At 74.1% G+C, this 15,708-nt stretch carries 16 protein-coding genes; 5 read left to right on the forward strand and 11 right to left on the reverse strand.

Going from position 1 to position 15,708, the window contains the following annotated elements; genetic code table 11:
- Window position 1 precedes the first annotated feature (1 nt).
- Both DSM112329_RS05145 and DSM112329_RS05150 read right to left on the reverse strand, forming a co-directional pair.
- Window positions 2-1,045: a DUF2334 domain-containing protein gene (locus tag DSM112329_RS05145; RefSeq protein WP_354700741.1), complete on the reverse strand. Its 1,044-nt coding sequence runs from the start codon at window positions 1,043-1,045 to the stop codon at window positions 2-4.
- A gap of 238 nt (window positions 1,046-1,283) precedes the next feature.
- Window positions 1,284-2,060: a CpsB/CapC family capsule biosynthesis tyrosine phosphatase gene (locus DSM112329_RS05150; protein WP_354700742.1), complete on the reverse strand. Its 777-nt coding sequence runs from the start codon at window positions 2,058-2,060 to the stop codon at window positions 1,284-1,286.
- Between the two features lie 86 nt (window positions 2,061-2,146).
- Here DSM112329_RS05150 and DSM112329_RS05155 point away from each other — a divergent pair, with 86 nt between their 5' ends.
- Window positions 2,147-2,593: a universal stress protein gene (locus DSM112329_RS05155; protein ID WP_354700743.1), complete on the forward strand. Its 447-nt coding sequence runs from the start codon at window positions 2,147-2,149 to the stop codon at window positions 2,591-2,593.
- Window positions 2,594-2,654: 61 nt separating this feature from the next.
- Here DSM112329_RS05155 and DSM112329_RS05160 read toward each other — a convergent pair whose 3' ends face one another.
- On the reverse strand, window positions 2,655-4,115 hold the full coding sequence (locus DSM112329_RS05160; RefSeq protein WP_354700744.1) for a S8 family serine peptidase: 1,461 nt from the start codon (window positions 4,113-4,115) through the stop codon (window positions 2,655-2,657).
- A 112-nt stretch (window positions 4,116-4,227) separates the two neighbouring features.
- Between DSM112329_RS05160 and tadA the strand changes: the two genes are divergently transcribed.
- Entirely contained in the window at window positions 4,228-4,719 is a 492-nt protein-coding gene (tadA, locus tag DSM112329_RS05165; RefSeq protein ID WP_354700745.1) for a tRNA adenosine(34) deaminase TadA, read from the forward strand.
- Window positions 4,720-4,771: 52 nt separating this feature from the next.
- Here tadA and DSM112329_RS05170 read toward each other — a convergent pair whose 3' ends face one another.
- A complete protein-coding gene (locus tag DSM112329_RS05170) occupies window positions 4,772-5,593 on the reverse strand; it encodes a polysaccharide deacetylase family protein (protein WP_354700746.1) in 822 nt (273 codons plus the stop codon).
- Between the two features lie 21 nt (window positions 5,594-5,614).
- Here DSM112329_RS05170 and DSM112329_RS05175 point away from each other — a divergent pair, with 21 nt between their 5' ends.
- Both DSM112329_RS05175 and DSM112329_RS05180 read left to right on the forward strand, forming a co-directional pair.
- On the forward strand, window positions 5,615-6,397 hold the full coding sequence (locus DSM112329_RS05175) for an enoyl-CoA hydratase-related protein (RefSeq protein WP_354700747.1): 783 nt from the start codon (window positions 5,615-5,617) through the stop codon (window positions 6,395-6,397).
- Between the two features lie 10 nt (window positions 6,398-6,407).
- Window positions 6,408-6,938: a hypothetical protein gene (locus DSM112329_RS05180; protein ID WP_354700748.1), complete on the forward strand. Its 531-nt coding sequence runs from the start codon at window positions 6,408-6,410 to the stop codon at window positions 6,936-6,938.
- 43 nt (window positions 6,939-6,981) lie between these two features.
- Here DSM112329_RS05180 and DSM112329_RS05185 read toward each other — a convergent pair whose 3' ends face one another.
- Both DSM112329_RS05185 and DSM112329_RS05190 read right to left on the reverse strand, forming a co-directional pair.
- Window positions 6,982-7,848, reverse strand: a complete 867-nt coding sequence (locus DSM112329_RS05185) for an EamA family transporter (protein WP_354700749.1) — start codon at window positions 7,846-7,848, stop codon at window positions 6,982-6,984.
- A 30-nt stretch (window positions 7,849-7,878) separates the two neighbouring features.
- The gene (locus tag DSM112329_RS05190; RefSeq protein ID WP_354700750.1) at window positions 7,879-8,736 is read right to left on the reverse strand and encodes a hypothetical protein; all 858 of its coding nucleotides are present in this window, start codon (window positions 8,734-8,736) and stop codon (window positions 7,879-7,881) included.
- On the opposite strand from DSM112329_RS05190, the gene DSM112329_RS05195 reads away from it, so the two are divergent.
- On the forward strand, window positions 8,735-9,895 hold the full coding sequence (locus tag DSM112329_RS05195) for a UDP-N-acetylmuramate dehydrogenase (RefSeq protein ID WP_354700751.1): 1,161 nt from the start codon (window positions 8,735-8,737) through the stop codon (window positions 9,893-9,895). The two genes, DSM112329_RS05190 and DSM112329_RS05195, sit on opposite strands and share 2 nt — an antisense overlap.
- A 10-nt stretch (window positions 9,896-9,905) precedes the next feature.
- On the opposite strand, the gene DSM112329_RS05200 is transcribed toward DSM112329_RS05195, so the two are convergent.
- The 5 genes from DSM112329_RS05200 to DSM112329_RS05220 all read right to left on the reverse strand — a co-directional run bounded on the left by DSM112329_RS05200 (window position 9,906) and on the right by DSM112329_RS05220 (window position 15,670).
- Complete coding sequence (locus tag DSM112329_RS05200; protein ID WP_354700752.1) at window positions 9,906-10,316, reverse strand: helix-turn-helix transcriptional regulator; 411 nt, start codon at window positions 10,314-10,316, stop codon at window positions 9,906-9,908.
- 186 nt (window positions 10,317-10,502) lie between these two features.
- Complete coding sequence (locus tag DSM112329_RS05205) at window positions 10,503-11,585, reverse strand: putative zinc-binding metallopeptidase (RefSeq protein WP_354700753.1); 1,083 nt, start codon at window positions 11,583-11,585, stop codon at window positions 10,503-10,505.
- A gap of 3 nt (window positions 11,586-11,588) precedes the next feature.
- Window positions 11,589-12,482, reverse strand: coding sequence for a hypothetical protein (locus DSM112329_RS05210; protein ID WP_354700754.1), 894 nt, complete (start codon window positions 12,480-12,482; stop codon window positions 11,589-11,591).
- A 141-nt stretch (window positions 12,483-12,623) separates the two neighbouring features.
- Window positions 12,624-13,097, reverse strand: a complete 474-nt coding sequence (locus tag DSM112329_RS05215) for a hypothetical protein (protein WP_354700755.1) — start codon at window positions 13,095-13,097, stop codon at window positions 12,624-12,626.
- Between the two features lie 62 nt (window positions 13,098-13,159).
- Window positions 13,160-15,670 (reverse strand): FTR1 family protein, encoded by a 2,511-nt coding sequence (locus tag DSM112329_RS05220; protein ID WP_354700756.1) that lies wholly within the window; start codon window positions 15,668-15,670, stop codon window positions 13,160-13,162.
- Window positions 15,671-15,708 lie beyond the last annotated feature (38 nt).

Below are 15,708 nucleotides of genomic sequence, written 5' to 3' on the forward strand. Positions count from 1 at the left end.
CTCAGGCGGCGGCGATCGACGAGGCCAGCTGCCGGCTGGCGTTGACGGCCAGCAGGAAGTCGTCCCAGGACCGGGCGAGCTCACCGGCGGCGAGGACGTCGCACAGCTCGCGGAGCGCCCGCAGGTCGTCGACCTCGCGGTCCCACTGCAGGACCACGGGGATCCAGAGGCTCGTCTGCTGGGCGACGAGCTCGCGGACCGCCGGCAGGACCTCGGCCGCGGTGCCGTGGAGCGGTGCGTAGGCCGGCATCCAGACAGCGTCGCCGCGCCAGCTCGGCGTCGGATGGAAGCCCATCGTCGCGACGCTGGCCGGCCCCCCGCAGACGACGTCGAACCGCTCCGCGAGCACGCGCCAGCAGATGGCGCCGAAGCGGTCGAACGGCGGGACGAACACATCGGTGTGCAGCGCCTCGTCGCGTAGGGCGGCGATGGCCTCGTCCAGGCGCGCGGCGATCTCCTTCGGCTTCCCGCCGGGGAACTCGCTCCGCCGCGACGCCTTGGTCGACCGGCTGCGGTGGTCCAGGCCGTGCGCGCCGAAGCTCACCCCGTCCCGGCGCAGCTCGGCCAGCAGCTCGCGCTCGTCGCTCGCGTGGACGCGGTACTCGTCGGTCTGCGGCTCGAGCGGCCGGCGCGGGACACGGGGCAGCACCGACATCAGGTAGGGGACGCCGGCGTCGCGCAGGACGGCGTGGAACTCGGCGGCCCGCGTCGTGCTGACCGCCGCGGGGGCGTCCCAGGCGTTCATGTGCGGGAAGCCGTCGACCCGGATCAGGAGCTTCGGGCGGCCCAGGGCCGCGTCGCCCAGGATCGCCCGGCGCGCCGCCATGCGCGGTCCGGTCGAGTGCTCGTGCCCCGAGAGCCTGCCCCGGCGCAGCTGCCGGGCCTGGAACAGGCGGCTCGGCAGCGACGGGATCATGCCGGTGCGGACGGTCCGCAGGACCTCCGGCGTGCGCAGCGCCGAGGGCTCGACCAGCCCCAGCGCCAGCTCCTCGCCGAAGAGCAGGCCGGCCGTGCGGATCTCGTCGAGGCTCATCCCGGAGGGCATTCGCCCGAACCCTAGGGGACTGCTGGCGAAGCTGCCGTCCCTGCCGGTGACCGGCACTCCCGGCGCGGCGGGCGCGGTGCGGGCGTTAGCATCACGCCGCGTGACCACCATCGTCGCCGCGCCCCGTCCGACCGCCGAGGACGCCTGATGTCCCCGACATGGATCTGGATGCAGGTCGTCCTCGTGATCCTCATCCTGATGTCGATCATCATCGCCACGACCAAGCTGGTCTGACGGGTCAGCGCCCCAGCAGGCGCCCGAGCGGCCCGGTGCGCCGGGTGACCATGACCGGGGGCGCCGCCGGGAGGGGCCGGCCCGCCAGGGCCGCGAGCGGGGCACGCCGGCCCAGGTGCTCGATGGCGTCGGCGGTCAGGCCGGCCTCGGCGAGCGGACCCCCGATGCCGGGCGGCCGGCGCGCCGGCGAGTGGGCGTCGGAGGCGACGGTGTGGACGAGGCCGTCCGCCAGGAGGTCACGGGCGAACCGCGCGACGTCCCGCCCGAAGCGCCCGCTGAACGCGCCGGCCGTCATCGACGTCAGCGCGCCTGCCTCGACGAGCCGCGCGAGGAGGGCCGGCTCACGCTGGAAGGCCGGCACGCGCTCCGGGTGGGCCAGCAGCAGGCGGTCGTGCCCGCGGCGCCGCAGCTCCGCGACCGCCGCCTCGACCCCGGCGGCGACCGGGCTGAGCGGGCACTCCAGGAGCAGCAGGCCGCTGTCGTCGAGCGTCAGGCGCCGGAGCTCGTCGTCCGGGAGCTCGAGAGCGCGGGTCAGGGCGACCTCGGCGCCGGGACGGACGTCGAGCGGGACCGTGCGCTCGGCTAGGAGCGCGCGCACATCGGCGACCTTCGCGGCGATCAGGGCGCTGTCGTTCGCGGGCCAGTCGAACGAGACGTGCGGGGTCGCGAGGACCGTCGTCGTCCCGGCGGCGACGAACGCCTGCGCCAACGCGACCGTGTCCTCCGCCGTCCCGGGACCGTCGTCGATGCCGAACAGGATGTGGCAGTGGAGGTCGATCACGTGGGTCCCAGGATACGGCGGCGGCGGGCGCTCCCGCCCTGGCCGGATGTGCGGCGCGCGCTGTACCGCTGAGTACCATCAACGGCATGTTCGGATCGATCGTCGTGGGCACGGATGGTTCGGAGACCGCGGCGACGGCGGTCGACGAGGCGGTCGCGCTGGCGAAGGCGCTCGGTGCCAAGCTCGAGATCGTGAGCGCCTACGAGCCCGTCGCGGCCGAGCGCCTGCGGGAGGAGCGCAGCCAGGTCCCGGGCGACCTCCAGTGGATGGTGAGCGCGCGCGAGGACGTGGACGGGACGCTGCGTGCGGCCGCGGCCGTGGCGGCGGATGCCGGCGTGCAGACCGTGGCGGTCCACGCGCGGCAGGGCGACCCCGCCGACGCGATCCTCGACGTCGCGGAGGAGCAGGGGTCCGACCTGATCGTGGTCGGCAACAAGGGCATGACCGGCGCCAAGCGGTTCCTGCTCGGGTCGGTGCCGAACAAGGTCAGCCATCACGCGCCGTGCAGCGTGCTGATCGTCCGCACGAGCTGACCCGCCCGGTGCCGCAGCTGCGGCTCGTCGCCGCCGTGACCGCCCGGGTCCCCGGCCGTCGTCAGCCCGCGGGAAGCGGCGCGGCGCCCAGCGCGGCGGCCGCGTCCAGCAGCCCCGCGCCGTAGGAGCGATCGGGGCCTCTGTACCCGAGGTCACGGGCGGTGGCCTTCAGCCGCCCGGCGATCGCCTCGGGCGTCGGGTTCTCGCCGAGCGTGCGCGCGGCCAGCATGAGCGCGATCGTGCCGGTGACGTGCGGTGCGGCCATCGAGGTGCCGGCGTACCCGTCCGGGACGAGGAAGCGGGTCGGGTCCGCAGCACGGAACGTCACCTGCCGGATCGCCCGCCCGGGCAGCGCGTTCGGGCGGCAGCGCGGGTCGTCCGGCTGCACGCGCGAGTCGCTGCCACCGCCAGGGGCGACGAGGTCCAGCCCCGGCCCGGTGTTCGAGTAGTCGGCGACGCAGCCGCGCTCGGTCGTCCCGCCGACCTGGATCGACAGCCACGCGTAGCTGCGTCCCGGAACCGTGTCGACCCCGTCGTTGCCGGCCGCCGCGACGACCGACACACCCCGCTGGCGCGCGTAGCGCAGGGCCCCGCGGATGTCGGGCGCGGCCGTCAGCGTCGCGGGCCGGTGGTTCTGGTCGGTGAGCTGGATCGAGACGTTGATGACCTTGGCGCCGCGGTCCACCGCGTAGCGGATGCCCTGCGCCACGCGGAACGAGGAGCCCTGCCCGAACTGGTCCAGCACGCGGACCGCGAGGATCTTCGCGGCGTACGCCACGCCGACCATGCCGTAGCCGTTGTTCGCCGCTGCGGCGATCTCCCCGGCGATGAACGTCCCGTGGCCGTCCTCGTCGTTGGAGAAGTCGTCGCCGTCGACGAAGTCGCGGCCGCGGACCATGCGCACCGCGGGCAGGTCGGGGGAGCGGCGGTACGGGCCGCGGTCCGCGTAGGCGACCCCGGTGTCCAGGACGGCGACCGTCACGCCGCGCCCGCCCTCGCCGCCGGCCTTGCGGGCGAGCTCCCAGGCCTCGGGGGTGCGGATGCCGTAGGCGCCGGTCAGGTCCCACTGGCGCCGCAGCCAGCCGCCGGTGGTGCCGTCCGGGCCCGTGGTGCCGGGGTCGTCGAAGACCAGCGGGGCCTGGTCGGCCTGCGCCACGCGGGCCCCGAAGGCGGGGGTGGCCCAGGCGACCGCCCGCCGGCGCGCGAGGGCTGCTGCGGCGGTGGTCGCGTCGGTGTCCGGGCGCAGCCGGCCGACGAGCGCCCCGCCCGCGCCGGGGAAGGTGGAGCGCACGCCGGCAGCCGCGAGCGCCGCGGTCCGCGCGGCCGGGGTGGTGCCGTGCTTGAAGCGGACGACGACGCGGGTGGCGGGGTCGGGGGTGGTCGCGGCGGCCGCGGCCGACAGGGCGGGCGCTGCCGCGAGCCCGGTGAGGAGCAGCCCGGCGACACCGGCTGCTGTCGCTGTCGCCGTCCGCAGGCGGAAGCGACGTCGGTGGGGGAGTGGGGCGCGGATAGGGCGGAGCATGGCGGGACGGACACGGCGGCGAGCCGGCAGCGGGGACGCGGGGCGACGGGCAGGCCGCTGAGCGTGAACACCCGCTGATCGCAGAAGACTCGGGCTGCTGCACAATGGTGACGTGACCGACGGTGCCCTGTTCGTGCCCGACCCGGCCGCCCCTGCCGACGAGGACGCGATGCGGCTGGCGATCGCCGAGGCGCGGCTGGCGGAGGCGCACGGCGACGTGCCCGTCGGCGCGGTGGTCATCGACGCCGGCGGCCAGGTGATCGGGGCCGGGCACAACGAGCGCGAGCTGGCCCAGGACCCGACCGCCCACGCCGAGATCCTGGCGCTGCGGCGCGCCGCGGCGGCCGTCGGCTCCTGGCGGGTGCTGGACGCGACGCTGGTGGTCACGCTCGAGCCGTGTGCGATGTGCGCGGGGGCGATCGTGCTCAGCCGGGTGCCGCGCGTGGTCTACGGGGCGACGGATCCGAAGGCCGGCGCGGCCGGGAGCGTCGTCGACCTGCTGGCGCAGCCCCAGCTGAACCACCGGCCCCAGGTCGTTCGCGGCGTCCTCGAGCCCGAGTGCGCCGAGCTGCTCCGGGCGTTCTTCCGCGCCCGCCGCCGCTGACCGCCCCCGCAGGCCGCCTCGTCAGGCCGCGCCGCCCGGGCCCTGCGAACGGTCAGCCCGTCGTGCGCAGGCCCAGCAGGTCCGTCACCGTCACGAACCGGTAGCCGCGTGCCTTGAGCGCCTTGATGACGCCGGGCATCGCCTTCACCGTCTGCGAGCGGTTCCCGCCGCCGTCGTGGTCGATGATGATCGCCCCCGGCGCCGTGCCGGCCAGGATCGTCCGCTTGATGGCCGCGCTCCCGGGGTTCCTGTAGTCCGCGGGGTTCACCGTCCAGATGATGTTCGCGAGCCGCTGGGCCTTGAGCTCGTCGATCACGCGCTGGTTGACCGCGCCGAACGGCGGGCGCAGCAGGCAGGGCACGAACCCGCCGGTGGCGGCCTTGATCACGTCCTGCGTCATGCGGATCTCCCGCCCGATGTCCGTCGTCGAGCGGGTCAGGTAGGGATGCGTGAACGAGTGGCTGCCGATCATGTGCCCCTCGGCGAGCATCCGCCGCAGGACGGCCTCCGACCCGGCGACGTGGTCGCCCTGGACGAAGAACGTGGCCGGGACCCGCTCCTTCCGCAGGATGTCGAGGATCTTCGGCGTGTACGGCGAGGGCCCGTCGTCGAAGGTCAGTGCGATCCGGCGGCCACTGGCCGGACCGTGCCGGCGGGGGCGGCTGTCGCCCTTGAACTGGCAGCCGGTGAACGGCGGGGCCACGGGGAGGGCGCCCGTTGCGCGCAGGGCCGGCCCGGTGCTGTCTGCGGCCGCGCGGGCCGGGACGGGTCCGGTCCCGGGCAGCGCTCCCACGGCGATCACCAGGAGGAGCAGGGCAGCGGTGAGCGCCACCGCCGCGACGAGCGCGGCGCGGCGAGGCGGCGGTGAGGACATGCGCCCGATAGCGTGGCACACATGTCAGCCGGCTACGCAGATGTCCGAGTCGAGCAGGAGGGCGGGGTCGCCCGGCTCATCCTCGACGCCCCCGAGCGCCGCAACGCGCTGACGGTCGCCATGGCCCGCTCCATGGTCGACGCGTGCGACGACCTGGACCGCGATCCCACGGTCGGCGCCGTCGTCGTCTGCGGCGAGGGCGCGTACTTCTGCGCCGGCGGGGACCGTCCCACGCTCGCCGCCGCCGGCGAGGACCCGGCCGACCCCGAGCAGTACGACGGCATGGGCGACATCTACCGCGCGTTCGCACGCGTCGGCGAGCTGCGGATGCCGACGATCGCCGCGATCCGGGGCGGCGCGGTCGGCGCCGGGATGAACCTCGCGATGGCCACCGACGTGCGGATCGTCGCGCGCGACGCGAAGCTGGCCTCGGGCTTCATCCCGATCGGCCTGCACCCCGGCGGCGGGCACGGGGTCCTGCTCGGCCGGACCGGTGCCCGCGAGGCCGCCGCTGCGCTCATGCTCTTCGGCGAGGCCGTGGACGGGGAGCGCTTCGCGCAGCTCGGCCTGGCCTGGGCGGCGGTCGACACGGCCGACGTCGAGGCCAAGGCGCTTGAGCTCGCGGCCCGTCCCGGCGCGGACCCCGACCTCGCCCGGCGCACCGCCGCGTCGATGCGGATGGAGCTCGGCCCGCCCGCGATGACCTGGAACGCGGCCCTGCAGCTCGAGCGGCCCGAGCAGATGTGGTCGATGCGCCGCAAGGCCCAGGCCGCCGCCGGCCAGCCCTCGTCGCAGGACGCCTGAGGCGTTCGGCGTGGGCACGCTCGGGGACTGGGGCACGACGGTCGCCGAGCGCGCGCTGCCGCTGCCGTGCGACGACCTCGTCCCGGGCGCCCACACGCACCTGAACCGCGCGGTCGACGTCCATGCCCCGGCGGCCACCGTGTTCCCCTGGCTATGCCAGCTGCGCGTCGCCCCGTACAGCTACGACACGCTCGACAACCTGGGGCGGCAGAGCCCGCAGACGCTGACCCCGGGGCTGGAGGAGCTCGCCGTCGGCCAGCGGATCGCGTCGATCTTCCGCATCACGGCGTTCGAGACCGGTCGCTCCTTGACGATGGTGACCCGCCATCCGCTGTTCGGGCACGTCGGGTGCACCTACCTCGCGGCCCCGGCGCCCGGCGGTGACCCGGGCCGGTCGCGGCTGCTGGTGCGCTTCGTCGTTCGCTACCCGGGCCTGCCGTTCGGGCCGGTGATGCGGCTGGTCCTGCCCCCGGGCGACCTCGTGATGGCCCGCCGCCAGCTGCTGAACCTGAAGGGCCTCGCGGAGGCCCAGGCCCGCTGACACCGACGGCTCCCACCCCGGGGACGGCGAGTCCCGGGCGGCGTCAGGTGAGCGCGCCCAGCGTCCCCACCGCTGCGACCAGGACCGCGACCCCGGCCAGCTGCCGAGCCGTGAGCCGCTCCGCGTAGAAGATGCGGCCGAGGCCCGCCGCGACCGCCCCGGTCAGCGACGCCAGCACCGCCGCGACCGCGATCGAGCTGCCCGACCCGACCGTGAAGCAGATGAAGCCGATGACCTCCAAGCAGCCGCCGGCGGCGACGAAGGGCACGATCGACCGCGGCACGCCCATTCGCCCCGCCAGGGCGAGCGGCACCGACAGGACGAGCACGCCGATCAGCCGCGCCGGCAGGACGGCCCAGGCGACCGGCACCTCGTCGCCCGCACGGCCGGTCGTGTAGAGGCCGACGCCGAAGATCAGCGCCCCCGCAGTGGCCAGGAGCGCCGCGCGCCGGATGTCCTGCGGATGCTCGCCGCCCGGGACGGGGTCCGCGACCTCCGGCGGGTCCACCTGCCAGGCGACCATGACCACGCCGACGAGGACGGACGCGAGCGCGACCGCCTGCACGGCCCCCAGCGACTGCCCCGCCAGGACCGCGATGACGGCCGTGACCCCGCCCTCGGCGGCCACGATGGGCGCCACCACGCCGACCGGCCCGGCCTGCAGCGCGCGGTACGTCACGAGCAGGCCGCCGATGTTCGCGACGCCGGAGCTGAGCAGCCAGACCGCGGTCATCCCCGACACGTCGGGGGCCGCGCTGAACGCCAGCAGCGGGAGCAGCAGCGCAAGGCCGACGACCATCACCCACGCGAGGGCGACCTGCGGGCCGACCGCCCGCGAGGAGCGCGCCGCGCAGACGGACGCGAAGGCCCAGGCCACGGCGGCGCCCGTCCCGCCGAGAATCGCCCCCACGTCAGGCGGCGCGGCGGGGGGCGCCGGGCATCAGGACGGCTGGGACGCCTTGCAGCGCTTCACGGCAGCGGCGGCCAGGCCACTCAGCTCCGGGCTGATGGCGCCGCCGTTCTTCTGCCGCTCGACGATCTCCTTCGCGACGAGCTCCGAGTCGGCGGTCTCGCGCAGACGGGCGATGACGCACGCCGTGACCTTGTCACCGAGCCCCTCCTCCTTGATGCCCTGCTCGAACGCCAGGCGCAGCGCCTCACGGCCGTCCGGGCTGTCGGCGAGGCACTCGATCAGCAGGCCCTGCACCTGCTGCCCCTGCGGCGAGTCCTTGCGGTTGCCGAAGATCGCGTAGCCGATCTGGCGCTGCTCGCTGGCCGGCAGCGCCGTGAGCCGCTTGTCGACGCAGTTCTCGGTGGCGCCGTCGGTCAGGAGCTTGTCGGCGCCGGCGATGCCTTCCTCCTTCAGCGCGTCGGTGTAGCCCTTCGTCAGGCTGCCACGCAGGAGCGAGCGGACCAGGTCGGTCCCGAACTCGTCGAGCTTCCAGTCGCCTTCGACCTTCTTCAGCGCCAGCGACCCTTCCACCTTGAGCTTGTCGATCGTCGTGGTGATGTTGGCGGTGGCGTCGCTGCCGTCGACCTTCGTGCCGCTCACGGTCACGTCGGCCTCCGTGCCTCCGGTACTCGCCTTCAGGCAAGCGGACTGGCTGCCCCAGACGGCCGTGACCAGGCGGGTGGTCGACAGGCGGCACTCCGAGCCTTTGTCGGCACCGTTGAGGACGGCGCGAGCGACCTTCTCGACCTCGGTCTTCTCCTTGTCGCTATCGCTGCCACCACAGCCGGCGACGGCCGCGAGGCCCGCGATCGTCAGGGTCAGCAGGGCTGCGCGCGGGGCGAACATGCCGGGGAGGCTAGCGCGGGCGCCTGACGTCGGGCCTCCGCGCGGGGATGGGCAGCGACCGGCCGCGGACCGATCATCTACCGTCCCCGCCGTGCTCCTCGCCCCGTACACCACGCTGCGCCTGGGTGGTCCGCCTCGTCAGCTCGTCGAGGCCGGCGACGAGCAGACGCTGATCGGTGCGGTCGGCGCCTCGGACGCGGCGGGGGACCCCGTCCTGCTGCTCGGTGGCGGCTCGAACGTCGTCATCGCCGACGCGGGCTTCGCAGGGACCGCGGTCCTGGTGCGCACCCGCGGGATCCGGCGGACGGACGGCGGCGGCAAGGTCGTGCTCACGGTGGCCGCCGGTGAGGACTGGGACGGCCTGGTCGCCCACTGCGTCGCCGCGGGCCTGGCCGGCGTCGAGTGCCTGAGCGGCATCCCGGGCTGCGTCGGGGCGACCCCCATCCAGAACGTCGGCGCCTACGGCCAGGACGTGGCCGAGACGATCGTCGGCGTCCGGGCCTACGACCGCCAGGCCGGCGCCGAGGTCAGCCTGACCGCCGCCGAATGCGCCTTCACCTACCGGCACTCGCGGTTCAAGGCGCAGCCGGAGCGCTTCCTGATCCTCGAGGTGAGCTTCGCGCTGGACCGCGCCATGAGCTCGAAGCCGCTGCGCTACGTCGAGCTCACGCGGACCCTCGGCGTCCCGATCGGGGGGACCGCACCGCTGGACGACGTCCGCGCCGCGGTGCTCGCGCTCCGGGCGGGCAAGGGGATGGTCCTGGACGCGGCGGACCACGACACGTGGTCCGCGGGGTCGTTCTTCACGAACCCGATCCTGGACGTGGAGGCGTTCGCCGCGCTCGACGCGCGGGTCCTCGACCGGGTCGGCCCGGACGCGCGGCTCCCGCGGTTTCCCGAGCCCGACGGCCGCCTGAAGACGTCCGCGGCATGGCTGATCGAACGGGCCGGGTTCGCGAAGGGCCATCGGCCGCCGGGGACGGCCGCCGATGCGCCGGTGTCGATCTCCACCAAGCACACGCTCGCCCTGACGAACCGCGGGACGGCGCGCACCGCGGACCTCGTCGCGCTGGCCCGCGAGGTGGCCGCCGGCGTCGAGGCGGCGTTCGGCGTCGCGCTCGTCCCGGAGCCGGTGTTCGTCGGTCACGCGTGGGCGTGACCGACGGCTATCAGGCGGCGACCGACTCGCTGGCCTGCTCGCGCGCGGCGAGCGGGCTGCCGCCGCGCTGGTTGCGCCACTGCAGCGGCGTGACGCCGCCGTAGCGCCGGAAGGCCTTCGCGAACTGCGCGCTCTGGCGGTAGCCGACGTGGCGCGCGATGTCGCGGACCGGTGTGCGGGTGTGGACCAGCAGGTCCGCGGCGCGCTCCATGCGCAGCCGGGTGAGGTAGGCGCGGAACGTGTCCCCGTCCTCCTCGAACAACCGCTGCACCTGGCGTCGCGAGGACGCGACGGCGCGGGCGACGTCGTCGAGCGTGAGGTCCGACTCGCCGAAGCGCTCGTCGAGGTACTCGCGCACTTCGACGTACAACTCACGCCGCAGGCTGATGGTGAGCGGACGGTGCTTGACGGGGCGGCTCATGTCGAATGTACGGACGAGGTCCCCGGATGGCGCACTTCTCCGCGGATTGTGCGCATCGTTACACCGCCGATTGGTGCGTAGGCGCCAAGGGCAGCATCTCGTGTGGAGGGAGAGGAGAGCGGAGCGGTCGACAGCGGCGGGCGGATGCGCCGCTGTCCTCCGTCCTCAGGGCCGGCCGGGGTGCGGTCAGGCCGGCGGTGCCGGCACCTGCGCGGCGGCCTTCTTGGCGGCGGCGAACCGCGCGCTCGTCACCGCGCGGTCGACGAAGACCAGCTTGGTGATGACGTCCTTGGTGATGACGAACGGGTACAGGTCCGCGATCCCCATCGACCGGCAGATGGCGTTCATCGCGTACGTGAACGGGATCCAGTTGCGCAGCGTCATCCGGAAGCCCAGGTCGGTCGTGTCCCCGGGGCGGGCGAGGTCGGTCTGCAGCTCGTGCGCCGCCGCGGTCTGGCTCGTGTCGACGATGTGCAGGTAGTGCGCCCAGGTCTCGGCCCAGTCCTCCCACGGGTGCATGGTCGCGTAGGAGCTCACGTGAGACTTCGCCCAGTCGACGGGCGGACCCTCCTCGTAGTGCCGCTCGAGGGCCTTGCCGTAGTCCTCGCGCTCGTCGCCGAAGAGCTTGCGGTAGTCGTCGATCAGCCCGGTCTGCTCGATCACGATCGGCCAGTAGTAGTGGCCGACCTCGTGCCGGAAGTGCCCGAGCAGCGTGCGGTAGGGCTCGCCCATCTGGGAGCGCACCTGCTCGCGGTGCGCGTCGTTGGCCTCGTCGAGGTTCAGGGTGATGACGCCGTCGGCGTGGCCGGTCTGGACGGGGCGCTTGCCCGGGGACAGGAGGTCGAACGCGAGGCCGCCGTCCGGCTTCGTGCGATGGCCCTCGATGGGCAGGCGAAGCTCGAGCAGGGTGAAGACCAGCCGGCGCTTGGCGGCCTCGGCGTCGGCGAACTCGGCCAGGGCGCCGTCGTCCCCGTCGTCCGGCCGGGTCTGCGTCAGCGCGCAGCTGACGCACAGCTTGCCGGGGGCCGGGACCAGCCAGTTGCACTTCGCGATGACGTCGTTCGTGCAGCGGTACTGGACGGGCTCGTCCGTGGCGAGCTTGTCGTCCCCGACCCGCCGGACCGCGCCGGAGTCCAGCGGCTCCTCCAGGACGACGGTGACGACCTCCCGGCGATCGGGGTCGAAGCCGAGCCCGGACAGGCAGTGCAGGCACAGCGAGTTCTCGAAGAACACCATCTGCTCGCAGACGGTGCAGTGGAAGGTGCGCACGCGCTAGACCGCCAGCCAGAGGGCGTCGTCGCCCAGCGGCGTGCGCGTCGCGAGGCCGTCGGCGACAGCGTCGATCAGGGAGCCCTCTGCGACGTCCGCGTCGGCATCGGTCAGGTGCAGCGCCATGATCGCGGCGACCTCGGCCGTGGTCAGGCCCGACGGGAAGGCGCGCAGCGCGTCGATCGCCTGCTCGGGCGGGGCCTGCCGCTCGAGCGACACGTCGAGGTTCGCGATGCAGACGTCGTACGCCTCCAGCGGCTGGAAGCCGCCGGCCTCCAGCGACCGTCCGCCGGAGTGCGTGAAGACGAGCGACGGGGCCGTGAAGCGGACCGGGCCGTCGGTCTGCGCCGCCTTGCCCTGGAACTCGGTCGCGCCGCCGGCGGCCGACCGTGCCTGGGCCCGGTCCTCCTGGTAGGCGGCCTCGACCCGCGCGTCGTCCAGGCCGCCGACGATGAGCGTGGTGTCGAGTCCGGCCACGCGGTCGAGCGCCGCGGTGATGCCGGCGTCCGTGTCGAACAGCTCCGTGGTGGTGAAGTGGGTGAACTGGAGCGCCCGGAAGACGTCGTTCGTCAGCTCGGGGGCGAGCAGGCGGGTGGCGACGATCGCCCGGCACGCGCGACCGGTCGCGGTGACGCGCTCGCGGGGGGTCGGGGCCATCGGCATCCCGAAGCGGCGGAAGGAGAGGTTGCCCCGTGCCTGGCGGACCGGCGTGTACCCGCGGTCGATGTACGCCTGCGGATCCTCGGTCAGGCCGATCGTCACCAGCTTCCAGCTGAGCTGGCGGCCGTACCGCCAGCGCAGCGCGGCGAGCGCGGGCGACGCGGAGTACGCCCACGGGCAGCCCGGGTCCGTGTAATGGGTGACGGTGATCGAGGGTGCACTCACGGCGGCGGACATACCCGCAATCGTTGCAGACGCAACAACGAGCGGTCCGCCGCCGCAGTGCGGCCGTCCGGCCGCGGCGGGGCCTGCGCGCGGCGGGACGACCTTGCCGGGACGAGACGGAGCCCGGCAAGCTGTGGGTGGGCGGCCCTGCGGTCAGCCCTTCGCGCAGCCGGAGGCGCCGATCTTGGTCGCGGCGGCGCTGAACTCGGCGCCCAGCTGCGGGACCCGCTCGAGGTCCTTCAGGCCGCTCTCGTCTTTCGCCTTGGCCTTCGCGAGCAGGCCGTCGAGGAAGTCGGCGAGCTCGGACTCCTTGGCGGTGAACGCGTCCCAGTCGGCCTTCACGTCGTCGGCGGGCTCCAGCGCCTTGAGGTCGGTGGCCTCCTTGCGGGTGATGGGGGCGATCTTCTCGAGGTACGCGGCGGCCTCGGCCGGGTCGCTGGTCGGCTGACCGAAGTCGGCCGGCGCCGTGATCTTGAGCGACGCGGTCTTGGCCGTCTGGCAGATGACGTCGGCCTGCTTGGCGAGGTCGGCCTTGCTGAGCCCGGACGATTCGTCGTCGCCACCACAGGCGACGAGTCCGAGCGCGGCGGCGGTGGCGAGGATGGTGAGCGGCTTGCGGAGGTTCATGGCGGCTACGGTGCCGCGTCACGCCGTCCCGCGCATCAGGGGGAGACCCCCGAAGTTTTCGCTCAGGGCGTCGTGACGCCGGCCTTCGGGGGCTCCGTCGCGCCCTCCACGGCCCCGGGTGCGGCGCTGGAGACGGGCTCCGGCTCCGGTGCGGCGATGATCGTCGGGTCGGACTCGGCGAGCTTCGCCTGGTCCTTCTTCAGGTCCCCGCGACGCACCGCACGGCGAACCGGCCGCTTCACGCGGACCTCCCGCGCGAGGTAATAGGACCCGATGACGAAGACGGCCGAGAACAGCTGCGCGCCGATGGTCTCCCAGGTGGGGTAGACGCCGAACCAGAGGCCGCCCCAGTACGGCAGGTCCAAGTCCAGCGGAGTGATCGGGAGCCACCCCGTCCCCTGCATCGTGCGCGCCGTCTGGCCGACCATGACCACGAGCACGAAGCCGATCATGACGCCGGTGACGACCAGCATCTTCTTGTACGGCAGCTTGCGCTGGAGCGCGAAGGTGACGACGGCGACGAGCATGGTGAGGCCGAGCCCGAGGCCCGCGCCCTCGACGACCGCGGCGGTGCCGGCGCTGAGCTGCAGCGACTGCAGGAAGAGGACGGTCTCGAAGCCCTCGCGGTAGACGCTGGTGAGGCCCAGCAGCCCGAGCCCGAGCACCTGGGCGGAGAAGAACCCGACGTTGTCGAGCTTCTCGAACTTCTTTCGCTGGCGGTGGAACTTGCCGATCCACTCGCTCCAGTAGACGCGGTGGAAGAACCAGTTCGTGATGAGCAGCAGGACGCCGATCGCGACGAGGCCGACGATCGCCTCGAGCTTCTCGCCGTACTGGTCGAGCGAGTGCAGGAGCGTCTGCGCGAGGATCCACGTCAGGACGCTCACGAACAGGCCGAGCACCGCGCCGATGAAGACCGGGCGGCGCTGACGGCGGCGCACGCCGACGAACGATGCGGTGATCGCGGCCAGGATCAGGACGCCCTCCAGGCCCTCGCGGAACACGATGATCGCGGCGTTCGTGACGACGGTCGCGCGGTTGGCCGAGTCGCCCAGCGTGGCCGCGGCGTCGCCGAGGCGCTCGTCCAGGTGGACGCGGGTCTCGCGGATCTCGCGGCGCGGCGCCCGCTTGGCGATCAGGGTCGCGAGGCCGTCGTAGTCGTCCGCGCCGAACCAGATCAGGCCCTCGACGGTGAGCGCCAGGCCCTGGTCGAACGACTTCAGCCGGCGCTCCGGGCCGAACTCGAAGAACGCGTACGCCTCCAGGCGGGCCTGCTCGGCCTGGGCGTACTGCCCGGCGCCGACGGCGGCCTCCATGCGGTCGAGCGTGAGGGCGATCAGGTCGTAGTCGGACTCGTCGGTCTTCGCCTTCCACTCGGACGGCATGATCTTGCGCAGCGTGTCGTCGATGCGGTCCTCGACCGCCTCGACCTCGCTCGTCCGCGCGACGCCGCGGGTCGACGTCGCGGCCTTGTCGATCATCGCGTCGAGGATCGCGAGGTCGGCCTTCGCGCGCTGCGTGGCGGCGCGGTCGCGGCGTGCCAGCTGGTCCTGCAGGTCGGCGAAGGACGCGACGGCGCCGGACTGGAACGCGACGGCCTCCTGGATCTCGAAGTCCTTGGTGACGCGGTCGTCCTTCGTGCCGCGGCCGTACTCGACGGGGATCAGCGCCAGGAACCGCAGCAGCTGCTGGGCGCGACGGGCGGACTCCTCGGGCGTGAACGGGGCGGCGGTGAAGCCGTCCAGCGCCGCGGCGACGCGCTTGTCGGCGGCGGCCTGACCCGTCTTGTCGCCACGGGCGGCGGCGGCGCGCAGATCGGCGAACGTGGCGCCGGCGCTGCGGGCCGCGGGTGCGCCGCGGTCCTCGCGAAAGCGCGCCTGGAGCGCGAGCCAGTAGCCCTGGGCCTGTGCGGCGGCCTCGGCCCACGGGCCCCGGAAACCACGGTCGGCGTTGCGCCGTGCATCGGCCAGCAGCTCGCGCAGTCGGCCCTGGAAGGCGTCCAGCAGGTCCTTGCGGACGATCTTCTGGGCTTCCTTGCCGCTGAGCTTGCCGGCACCCAGCTGCTCGACGGCGAGCGTCGCGTCGGCGCCGGCACGGGTGAAGCGGGTGGCGGTGCGGAACTCGCGCAGCAGCAGCCACTCGCGCGTGGTGGCGGCGTCCCCGCGGCCGGCGGCGGCCAGGGTGACGGCGGCGCTACCGCGCAACAGGGCGGCGCGGATCGCGCCGCGGGCGGCGGCGAGGGCCGGCGCGTCACCGGCCCGGGCGGCGCGGCGGGCCAGTGCGAGCTCGGAGCGGACGTCGCGGTCGGCGGTGGCGTCCGCGCGGGCGATCCCGTCGCGCAGGCGGCCGCTGTAGGCCGTTGCCGCCTTGTCGGCGGCGGCGGCGGCCTGGCGTGGCCCGTCCAGGATCAGCGCCTGCTGGGCGTCGAAGAGGCCGTCGCGGACCTGCTCGGCGGTGCGCCAGGCGGGCTGCGCACCCGGGGTGGTGGTCTGCGCAGCAGCGGGTGCGGCGGTCGTCCCGAGCGCGACCAGGACGCAGAGCAGCAGGGCCAGACGGAGCTTCGGCAACCACATGGACTGCAGATTAGGGGATCCTAAGGGACGGGTACGTG

This window comes from Paraconexibacter sp. AEG42_29, assembly GCF_040581415.1.
GTDB lineage: Bacteria > Actinomycetota > Thermoleophilia > Solirubrobacterales > Solirubrobacteraceae > Paraconexibacter.

What these genes read in the sequence shown, in the direction of transcription:
- DSM112329_RS05160 (WP_354700744.1), bottom strand. Translation starts at nt 4,115, where the DNA reads ATGCTCCGCCCTATCCGCGCCCCACTCCCCCACCGACGTCGCTTCCGC.
- DSM112329_RS05190 (WP_354700750.1), bottom strand. Translation starts at nt 8,736, where the DNA reads ATGTTCGCCCCGCGCGCAGCCCTGCTGACCCTGACGATCGCGGGCCTC.
- DSM112329_RS05200 (WP_354700752.1), bottom strand. Translation starts at nt 10,316, where the DNA reads ATGAGCCGCCCCGTCAAGCACCGTCCGCTCACCATCAGCCTGCGGCGT.
- DSM112329_RS05155 (WP_354700743.1), top strand. Translation starts at nt 2,147, where the DNA reads ATGTTCGGATCGATCGTCGTGGGCACGGATGGTTCGGAGACCGCGGCG.
- DSM112329_RS05210 (WP_354700754.1), bottom strand. Translation starts at nt 12,482, where the DNA reads ATGTCCGCCGCCGTGAGTGCACCCTCGATCACCGTCACCCATTACACG.
- DSM112329_RS05220 (WP_354700756.1), bottom strand. Translation starts at nt 15,670, where the DNA reads ATGTGGTTGCCGAAGCTCCGTCTGGCCCTGCTGCTCTGCGTCCTGGTC.
- DSM112329_RS05215 (WP_354700755.1), bottom strand. Translation starts at nt 13,097, where the DNA reads ATGAACCTCCGCAAGCCGCTCACCATCCTCGCCACCGCCGCCGCGCTC.
- DSM112329_RS05145 (WP_354700741.1), bottom strand. Translation starts at nt 1,045, where the DNA reads ATGCCCTCCGGGATGAGCCTCGACGAGATCCGCACGGCCGGCCTGCTC.
- DSM112329_RS05175 (WP_354700747.1), top strand. Translation starts at nt 5,615, where the DNA reads ATGTCAGCCGGCTACGCAGATGTCCGAGTCGAGCAGGAGGGCGGGGTC.
- DSM112329_RS05195 (WP_354700751.1), top strand. Translation starts at nt 8,735, where the DNA reads ATGCCGGGGAGGCTAGCGCGGGCGCCTGACGTCGGGCCTCCGCGCGGG.
- DSM112329_RS05170 (WP_354700746.1), bottom strand. Translation starts at nt 5,593, where the DNA reads ATGTCCTCACCGCCGCCTCGCCGCGCCGCGCTCGTCGCGGCGGTGGCG.